Origin of the sequence: Nocardiopsis listeri, from assembly GCF_020741345.1 — a bacterium.
GTDB classification, from domain to species: Bacteria; Actinomycetota; Actinomycetes; order Streptosporangiales; family Streptosporangiaceae; genus Nocardiopsis; species Nocardiopsis listeri_A.
In genome coordinates, this window is record NZ_DYZD01000219.1 from 1 (window position 1) to 9144 (window position 9144).

General features: G+C 69.3%; 9 protein-coding genes, 1 pseudogene and 1 riboswitch. Of the genes and pseudogenes, 1 reads left to right on the plus strand and 9 read right to left on the minus strand.

Annotation, left to right across the window (positions count from 1 at the left end; genetic code table 11):
* From K8V84_RS11665 to K8V84_RS11695, 7 genes and pseudogenes are all read right to left on the minus strand, one after another.
* Window positions 1-478, minus strand: a pseudogene (locus tag K8V84_RS11665) (hypothetical protein); the annotation flags it as partial.
* A 79-nt stretch (window positions 479-557) separates the two neighbouring features.
* On the minus strand, window positions 558-2213 hold the full coding sequence (locus K8V84_RS11670) for a cation acetate symporter (protein WP_304074083.1): 1656 nt from the start codon (window positions 2211-2213) through the stop codon (window positions 558-560).
* On the minus strand, window positions 2210-2635 hold the full coding sequence (locus K8V84_RS11675) for a hypothetical protein (protein ID WP_304074085.1): 426 nt from the start codon (window positions 2633-2635) through the stop codon (window positions 2210-2212). Before K8V84_RS11675 ends, K8V84_RS11670 begins: the two co-directional genes overlap by 4 nt.
* Window positions 2636-3424 carry a LytTR family DNA-binding domain-containing protein gene (locus K8V84_RS11680; RefSeq protein WP_304074087.1) on the minus strand — a complete coding sequence of 263 codons (789 nt, stop codon included), beginning with the start codon at window positions 3422-3424 and terminating at the stop codon, window positions 2636-2638.
* On the minus strand, window positions 3424-4437 hold the full coding sequence (locus K8V84_RS11685; protein WP_304074089.1) for a sensor histidine kinase: 1014 nt from the start codon (window positions 4435-4437) through the stop codon (window positions 3424-3426). The genes K8V84_RS11680 and K8V84_RS11685 overlap by 1 nt, the downstream gene beginning before the upstream one ends.
* Window positions 4438-4706: 269 nt before the next feature.
* Window positions 4707-6410, minus strand: a complete 1704-nt coding sequence (locus K8V84_RS11690) for a cation acetate symporter (protein ID WP_304074091.1) — start codon at window positions 6408-6410, stop codon at window positions 4707-4709.
* The gene (locus tag K8V84_RS11695; protein WP_304074093.1) at window positions 6407-6799 is read right to left on the minus strand and encodes a DUF485 domain-containing protein; all 393 of its coding nucleotides are present in this window, start codon (window positions 6797-6799) and stop codon (window positions 6407-6409) included. The genes K8V84_RS11690 and K8V84_RS11695 overlap by 4 nt, the downstream gene beginning before the upstream one ends.
* A 296-nt stretch (window positions 6800-7095) precedes the next feature.
* Window positions 7096-7164, plus strand: a riboswitch (guanidine-III (ykkC-III) riboswitch).
* Between the two features lie 33 nt (window positions 7165-7197).
* On the opposite strand from K8V84_RS11695, the gene K8V84_RS11700 reads away from it, so the two are divergent.
* Window positions 7198-7512, plus strand: coding sequence for a multidrug efflux SMR transporter (locus K8V84_RS11700; RefSeq protein WP_304074095.1), 315 nt, complete (start codon window positions 7198-7200; stop codon window positions 7510-7512).
* A gap of 59 nt (window positions 7513-7571) precedes the next feature.
* Here K8V84_RS11700 and K8V84_RS11705 read toward each other — a convergent pair whose 3' ends face one another.
* Complete coding sequence (locus tag K8V84_RS11705; RefSeq protein ID WP_304074097.1) at window positions 7572-8378, minus strand: HAD family hydrolase; 807 nt, start codon at window positions 8376-8378, stop codon at window positions 7572-7574.
* Between the two features lie 65 nt (window positions 8379-8443).
* Window positions 8444-9144 (minus strand): STM4011 family radical SAM protein (locus K8V84_RS11710; RefSeq protein WP_304074098.1); only part of this gene is annotated, 701 nt, incomplete at its 5' end.

Sequence of the window (9144 nt, forward strand, 5' to 3'; positions counted from 1 at the left end):
GTTCCCGGTGGGCGGTCTCGACCACTCGGGTCGCCTCCACCGGTGTGGCGGGACCCGCGGGCTCGGCGGGCTCCGGCGCCGGGGGCGTCCCTGGTCCGGGACGCTCGGGTTCGGGTGGCTTCGGTACGGCCGGTTCGGCTGTGGCCGGTGCCGGGGAGATCGGGCCTTCGGGGGCGGGCGCCTCGGGGGCGACGCGACCCGGTTCGGGCGCGGGCTCGGGGACAAGGGCCGGTGGTGACACCGGGCAGCCGCCCGGACCGATCACGACCCTCACCTCGCCCGCGCACACGACCACCCGCTCCGGAGTGGACTCCACGTAGGTGTCGGGAGTGTCCACGCGGACGTCCTGGGGCCCGGCCGAGACACTCGTGTCGGGGGGCCGGGCGTACCCCGACTCGTCGGCCTTGGCGGCCGCGCAGGAGCACAGCACGACTCCGGAGGCCAAGAGGAAGGCAAGAGCACGCGGCAGGTGAAGCACGCTACTCCTCGTTGCTGATCATGGACACACGGTGATCGTACTCCGTGAGGTCCCGTTGCGTCCCGTGAACGGGGCGTGGTCAGGGGGAGTGCAGACGCAGGACCGCGTGTTCGGCCCATTCCGGTGGTCGGGTGAAACGCGAGACGACCATCATCGTCAGGAAGGCCAAGGGGATCGTCCAGGCCGCCGGCTGGGCCAACAACACGGTCCCCCAGCCCGGGATGGTGGGCAGCAGGATCGACCAGCCCACCGCTCCGGTGGCGGTCGACCCGCCCACGATCAGACCGGCGGCGGCGCCCGGCAGGGTCAGCCGGCGCCACCAGATCCCCAACACCAGCAGGGGGCAGAAGGTGGACGCGGCGACGGTGAACGCCCACACCACCAGCGCGTTGATGTCGATCATCTGCGCGGGCAGCGCCAACAGGACGGACACGCAGGCGCCGACCACGACGGCCAACCGCAGGCGGGGCACACTGCCGTGGAAGAGGTCGTGCGACAGCCCACCGGCCAGGGCCAGCAACAGCCCGGAGGAAGTGGACAGGAAGGCGCCGAAGGCGCCCGCGGCGACCATCGCCGTCAGGATGGTCCCCACCGAACCCGGGACCGCCTGGGCCGGCAGCACCACCGTCACGGTGTCGGTGCCCTGCAACATCACCAGCTGCGGCGTGAGCACGCGGCCCAACAGTCCGTACACGGTGGGGAACAGGTAGAACAGCCCCAGCAGCGCGATCACGCCCACGGCCACCCGACGGGCGATCCGCGCGGTCGGACTGGTGTGGAAGCGCATGATCACGTGCGGCAGGCCCATACAGCCCAGGGTGATGGCGAGCAGCGTCGACCAGGTCTCGAACAGCGGGTAGCCGCCCATGTCCAGCAGGGGAGTGCTCCACCTCTCACCACCGAGCTCCGGCAGACCCTCGGGGTGCGGGATGCCGGCGCCCTCCGGGAACACGTACTCCGTGCCCTGCTCCACGGAGTGCTCTCCCGCCGCCAACTCCAACTCCTCGCCGTCGGCGGTGACCACGGTGACCGCTTCGTCCAACGTGAAATCGGTGCCGACGGTGAACTCCACCGGCGTGCTCTGGGGGAAGTGCGTACCCCATTCGGGGTGCAGCGCCTCGGACCGGGTGTCGGCGCCGGCGTGCACCACCAGGTAGATCGCCGGAACCGCCAGGAAGGTCAACTTGACGATGTAGTGGAAGGCCTGCACGTAGGTGGCCGAACGCATGCCGCCCGCCGCGATGGACCCGCTCACCACCAGCCCGGCCAGCAGCACCCCGACCCAGTAGGGGGTCCCGCTGACCAGGCTCAGTACCACGCCGGCCCCCTTGAACTGGGGGACCAGGTAAAGCAGCATGATGACCAGCACCACGCAGCCGCACAGCTTCCGCAGACGGGGCGCGCCCAGTCGGTACTCGGCGAAGTCCGGCACGGTGAAGGCGCCCGAACGCCTCATCGGTCCGGCCACCAGAGCCACCACGGCCACGTACCCGGCGGTGAACCCCGCCGCGTACCACATGGTGCCCAGCCCGTTCTTGAGCAGTAGCCCGGCCAGGCCGAGCACGGAGGCGGCGGACAGGTACTCGCCGGCGATCGCCAGGGCGTTCCAGTTCGGCGATATGCGCCGTGAGGCCACCAGGAAGTCGGAGGTGGACCGCGCGGCCCGCACCCCGTAGATCCCGATGATCAGGCTCGCGACGAGCACCAGGCCGATGGCCAGGACGGCGGCGATCATGAGGTCCCGTCATCGCGAGGGGTCGGTTCGTCGCTACGGGTCGACCGGCCGCCGGCCCCCTCCCGAGCGACGGCCTCGGCCCGGTCCTCCAGGCGTTCGGCCGACCACACGTGCCACAGCGCCAGACCGAACAACGACGGGTAGCTCGCCACCGTCAGCAACAGCCAGGAGACCGGGACCCCCGCCACACGGATGTCCCCGAGCGTCGGGAACAGGGCGAAGGCACCGCTCAGACCGAACAGCACCGACCCCAGCAGGGTCACGGTGCGCACGGCGTTGCGTCGCTGTGCGCGGAAAAGCGCTCGGGCGGCCTCGGTGTCCACGGGTTCGGGAACCGGCTGCAGGTGCTGTACCGGCCGGTTCCCCCTGGCCAGCGCGATCCTCGTCTGCGGGCTGGTGAGCTTCTCACGACGTGGGCTCAACTACTGCTCCTTGGCCGTCCCCGGGCGCCCGGCCGCCGAACGGCCGAGCTGGTCGTGCTTGGCCGCCTCCAGAAGCTGGGCCCGCAGGTGGCGCCCGTGACGGCGGCTCACGGGTACGTCCCCGGCCGGGGTTCCGGCCACCAGACCGGAGGAGGAGGTCACCCGAAGGTCCCGGACCCATGGGATGGCGATGAGGAAGCCGCGGTGCACCCGGACGAACCCGGCCGAGGCCCACACCTCCTCCAGGTACGACAGCGACAACCGGATCAGGTGGGTGCCCTCGGTGGTGTGCAGTCGTACGTAGTCGCCCTGGGCCTCCACGAACTGCACGTCGTCGCGTTTGACGAACACGGTGCGCCGGCCGGTGTCGATCTGCACCACGTGCAGGTCCTCCGCGGGGGAGGCGGTGGTGTTGGAGTAGCGCAGTTGCGCGATCCGGCCCACGGCCTCGGCCAAGCGCTCGGGGCGGATCGGTTTGAGCAGGTAGTCGACCGCGCCGATCCCGAACGCCTCCACGGCGTGCGCCTCGGACGCGGTCACGAACACGATCGACGGCGGCTCCGACATCACGCTCAGCACCCGGGCCACGTCCATGCCGTCCAGCCCGGGCATGAGGATGTCGAGAAAGGCGGCGTCGATGCTGGTCGTGCCCAACAGTCGCACCGCCGAGGCCCCGTTCGAGGCCACCAGGACCTCCGACACCTCGGGCATGTCGCCCAGGAGCGAGGCCATCTCCTGGCGGGTGGAGGCCTCGTCCTCCACCACCAGCACACGGAGTTCGGGGTTCATCACACCACCACCCCGGGTGCGAACCTCGGTACGCGCACGGTCACCTTCGTTCCCTCCCCCAGCGCGGTCTCGATCACCAGACCGTACTCCGGTCCGTAGACCGCTCGCAGCCGCTGGTCCACGTTGGCCAGACCAACGCTACGGGCCTCGGGCCCGGTGCCCGCAAGGAGAGCGCGTGCCAGTTCCGGGTGCATGCCCACACCGTCGTCCTCGATCTCGATGACGCAGAGCGGACCCTCACCGAAACCGGACACGCTGATGTGACCACGCCCCTCCTTGCGTTCCAGCCCGTGCCGGATCGCGTTCTCCACGATCGGCTGCACCACCAGGAACGGGATGGCGATCGGCAGCACCTCGGGCGCCATCCGCACGGTGATGTCCAACCGGTCGTGGAAACGGGCGCGTTGCAGTTCGAGGTAGGTCTGCGTGGCCTCCAGCTCGTCGGAGACCGTGGCGTAGTCGCCCTTGTCGGAGAACCCGTATCGCAGGTAGTCGGCGAAGTCCGAAAGCAGTTGGCGGGACCGGTCGGGGTCGGTGCGCACCAACGCCGCGATCACGGCGAGGGAGTTGTGCATGAAGTGCGGGGAGATCTGGGCGCGCAGGGTGCGCAGGTCGGCGGCGGCGATCCGGGCCCGGGCCCGGCGCAGCGCCGCGTGGTCCAGGCTGTCCGAGACCAGCGCCGCGGCCGCCTCGACGTCCGACTCCACCGGTTGGCCGATGGCCACCAGCGCGCCGGCGAGTTCGTCGGCCACGTGCAGCGGCACCGCGCAGACGGAGGTACCGTCCGCCAAGCGGGTGCGGGCACTGCCGCCGTACTCGAAGACCTGGGACAGGACACCTTCGATCTCCTCGGGGCCGGGGCGGGTCCCGTTCGCGGTGACCGGTCCGTCCAGGTCGGCCAGCAGGACACCCTCCACGGCGAGGATCCGGCGCAGCCGTCTGGCGGCCGCGCCCACGCTGCGGCCGTGCAACCCGTCCTGGAGATCGATCCCCAGGGCGTGGACCTGGCGCATCAACTCGATGCTCGCCCGACGATCCGAAGAGGAGGGGCGCCGGGAGGGGGAAAGCCACGACAGCCACCGATACGACACGCCCTGATCTTATCCCCGCGAAGTGTGTCAACGGTCACGTCGATCGGATCGCCTTCTTCGAATTCACGTGGAAGGGCCCGCCACCCCCGGGAGGAGGGGTGGCGGGCCGGGACACACGGCGCGCGGTCGGGAGATGGCCACGTTCCGTGCGCGGCCCCCGTAAGCGGCTGAACGGGGACCGGGGGAGAGGCCTAGTGGTTCGAGGCCTTTTCGGCGCCCGCACCGGACAGGGCGCGCACCTGGAGCTGGGCGAACTTCTCGAAGTCCTGCTCCTTGGAGGTGAGCGTGCCCACGACCGCGCAGAGCAGGCCCAACGGCACCGAGAACAGCGCCGGGTTGGGCATCGGGAACCAGGCGAAGTCCATGTGCGGAATCAGGGCGGTCTCGGATCCGGAGACGACCGGGGAGAAGAGCACCAGGCCCACCGCGCTGATCAGACCACCGTAGACACCGCAGATGGCGCCACGGGTGTTGAACCGCTTCCAGAACAGGCTGAGCAGGATCGTCGGCAGGTTGGCCGAGGCGGCGATGGCGAAGGCCAGGGCCACGAGGAAGGCCACGTTGAGGTTCTGCGCGAAGACCGCCAGGACGACGGCGACCAGACCGATGCCGGCGGCGGCGATCCGCGCGACACGGACCTGTTCGTTGTCGGTGGCCTTCCCCTTGCGGATCACGGAGTTGTAGAAGTCGTGGGCCAGGGAGGAGGACGAGGCGATGACCAGCCCCGCCACCGTCGACAGGATCGTCGCGAAGGCGACGGAGGCGATCAGCGCGAGCAGGATCGCTCCCGTGGTCTCCCCACCGAAGTGGGCGCCGACGGCCTGTGCCAGCTGGGGTGCGGCCGCGTTGCCCGCCGCGTCCTGGTCGGTGATCGCCTGGTGACCCACGATGGCGGCCGCGCCGAAGCCCAGCACCAGGGTGAACAGGTAGAAGGTGCCGATGAGGCCGATGGCCCAGTTCACGGACTTACGGGCCGTCATCGAGTCGGGCACCGTGTAGAAGCGGATGAGGATGTGCGGCAGACCGGCGGTACCCAGGACCAGGGCCATGCCGAGGCTGATCAGGTCCAGCTTGTTCCACATGGACTGGGCCGCGTCACCGGACACCTCGACGCCGTAACGCAGGCCGGGTTCGAGGAAGGCCGCTCCCTGTCCGCTGGCCGAGGCCGCGTCGGTCATCAGGGAACCGATGTTGAAGTTGTAGATCGACAGGGTGAGTACCACCAGCAGACCGGTACCGGTCATGAGCATGATGGCCTTGATGATCTGGACCCAGGTGGTGCCCTTCATGCCACCGAAGGAGACGTAGATGGTCATCAGCATGCCGACCAGCACGATGCCGACGATCTTGGCGGTCTCCCCGGACATGCCCAGGTAGGTCTCACCGGGCTGGATGCCCATGAGCAGGGAGATGAGCGCGCCCGCGCCCACCATCTGCGCCAGGAGGTAGAAGATGGAAACGGTGATCGTGGAGACGGCCGCGGCGGTGCGCACCGGACGCTGCTGCATCCGGTAGGAAAGCACGTCGCCCATGGTGTAGCGGCCGGAGTTGCGCAGTAGTTCGGCGACCAGGAGCAGAGCCACCAGCCAGGCCACGAGGAAGCCGATGGAGTACAGGAAGCCGTCGTAGCCGAACAGGGCGATCATGCCCGCGATGCCCAGGAAGGAGGCGGCGGACATGTAGTCCCCCGCGATCGCGAACCCGTTCTGGGTGGCGGTGAAGCCGCGTCCACCGGAGTGGAAGTCGGTGGCGTTGTGGGTTCGCCGGCTCGCCCAGACGGTGATGTAGAGGGTCGCGGCGATGATGACCGAGAACAGGCCGATGGTGATGGCGCGACTGCTGTCGCTGACGGCGGCCGTCTCGAGTGTGAACTGCTGGATGCCGGTGAGGTTCACTTCTTCTCCTCCGCGGGGTTGTCCAGGGCCTCGCGGACGGCCGCGGCGGCCGGATCCAGACGCTTGCGCGAGTAGTTCGAGTAGATGATGGCGATGCTGAAGGTCGTGATGAACTGGAGCACGCCGAAGAGCAACGCCAGGTTGACGTTCCCGAACAGCTGGACGCTCATCAGGTCGCGTGCGAACGCCGTCATCAGGACGTAGAGCAGGTACCAGGCCATGAAGGCCAGGCTCATCGGAAAGATGAAGGAGAAGAGGCTCTTCTTGAGGTGGAGGAACCTCGGGTCGCTGTGCATGGCGATGACCGCTTCAGTCGACAGCGTTTCCTCGGTGGGTTCTGGACCCTGCTCCGCGGCGGTTGTGGGTTGCGGTGGTTCTTTACTCGCCATGTGCTACCTCCGGGGGGATGGGCGGGACGGTGACGCTGGTCAGGGCACATCCCAGGGGTGTGACCTGAATTACTCGGTACTGTAAGGAGCGACACCACCGATTGAGCAGGGGGCGCGCCCGAGCGCGCGCCGAACGCGGGTGCGAAGCGTCGAGCGGTCGCCCACCGTGCGGTGAACGGTCCCCATCCACGACGAACGGTCGCCGGGTGGTCCCGTCCAGGGTCGGTGGGCCGCGCCTCCCGGTGGTGATCGGCCCCTCCACACCCCCCCGGAAGCCCCCCGTACGCACGGCCGTTGTACCGTTCGAGAACCCTGTGGACCCCGGACGAGGTGCGCCGTACCCGGTCATGACAAGACGGCGCGGATGTGTTCCCTGCGTTCGTGGAGGTAAGCAGGTCGTGGCCTGGTTCGTACTGGTGATCTCCGGGCTGCTGGAGACCGCGTGGGCGGCGGCGCTCAACGCCTCACAGGGCTTCTCCCGCCTCTGGCCGTCGGTGACCTTCGTCGTCACCCTGGTGCTGAGCATGGCCGGACTGGCCTACGCGCTGCGCACCATCCCGTTGGGCACCGGGTACGCGGTGTGGGTGTCCGTCGGCGTGATCGGTACCGCGCTCATCGGAGCCTTCTTCCTCGGCGAGGGCTTCAGCGTGCCCAAGGCGCTGTGCCTCGTCGCCATCGTGTCCGGCGTCGTCGGTCTCAAGGTGCTGGGCTGAACCGACGTGGCCCCGGCGGACACTTCCGCCGGGGCCACGTCGGTTCAGCCGGTGATCACTCACCCTTGCAACAGCCGCTCCACCACGCGTCCCACACCGTCCTCGTGGTTGGGAGGGGCCACCAGCAGCCCCAGCTCCGGGTCGAGCAGGTCCGGGTGGCCGCTCCGCATCGCGTAGCCCGCCCCGGCCCAGGTGAGGGAGGACCGGTCGTTGGGCATGTCGCCGAAGGCCACGACCTCCTCTCGGGAGACACCCCACTCCTCGCAGAGCAGCGCCAGCGTGCTGCCCTTGTTCACTCCGGTCGCGCTCACCTCGACCAACCCGGACGAGCCGGAGTAGGTCACCTCCGCCAGGGGGCCGACGGACTCGGTCGCGGCGTCGAGCATCAGGTGCACGGGCATGGAGGTGGATCGGGCGAGGAGCTTGGTGACGGGGTTCGCGGCGGCCAGCAGGGCGTCGGTGTCCTCCAACACCCCGGTCACCCAGTCCCGAGGCATCCAGGGCTCCAACGTGTAGTCGGCGTCGTGGTAGAAGTCGACGCCGGTCTCCACCGCGAACCCGACCCCGGGCAGGGCGCCCCGGAGCTTGTCCACGAGGGTCGCGGAGGTGTCGCGGTCGATCGCCCTGACCAGCGGGTCACGGCCGGGCACCTGGGCGTGGGCGCCGTTGCCGCAGACCACGGCGGCGCATTCGAACAGTTCGGCGATGGCGGTGGTGTTACGGGGTGGCCGGGCGGTCACGATGACCACCCGGATTCCGGCGTCGACGGCGTCGTTCAGAGCCCTGCGGTTGCGTTCGGAGACCTCACCCGATCGGCCCAGGAGGGTGCCGTCGAGGTCGGTGGCGATGACACGGGGAAGGACCATGGGACGAATTATGGCCGTCCACGGTGACGGTTTCGAAGGGTTCGTGCACTTCTCACGCGGATGTGTCAGGAGCCACGGATCGCCGGGATCCGCTCGATCACCCCGCCCCGGAACACGTCGTACAGGTCCAGGGACTCCAGGTGGACGTAGCCGATGTGGCAGTCACAGGTGGTCAGCGGGCAACCCGAGGGGCCGAGTCGTTGGCGGAAGGACCCGTCGTAGAGGTTGCCCAGGGGGAGGTCCACGAAGTGGCAGCGCCGCACGTTTCCGTCCCCGTCCACGGACAGCACACTCTCACCGGTGCGACAGGGAAGGTCACGGCTGGGGTGGGGCAGTCGGCTGTAGTGGAAGTGCGGGTCGATCCGCTGCCAGGTCGCGGCTTCCGCGTCGGTGTAGGAACGCCCCTCGGCCGCGTTCACCCACAGGTACGACTCGTCGGGCAGGGCGGAGCGCATCCGTTCGGCCGCTTCCAGGTGCTCGGGCAGCCCCACCACGCCTACGCTGAACCGCACCCCGAGATCGATGAGCTCGCGGGCCTTGGCCAGGAACCGCTCGTGGGCGACCTCGCCGGGGTGGTAGGTGGTCCACAGCGCCACCGAGTCGAGGTCGCAGTCGGCGAGCCAGCCCAGGCGTCCGCCCAGGTTGGTCTGGATCGCGACCCGGTCCACGTGCGACAGCCGGCTGAGCCGGACGATCGCCCGCCGGTACCAGGACCGGACCAGACCCTCGCCCCACGGGGTGAACAGCACCGAGATCCGGGTTCCGG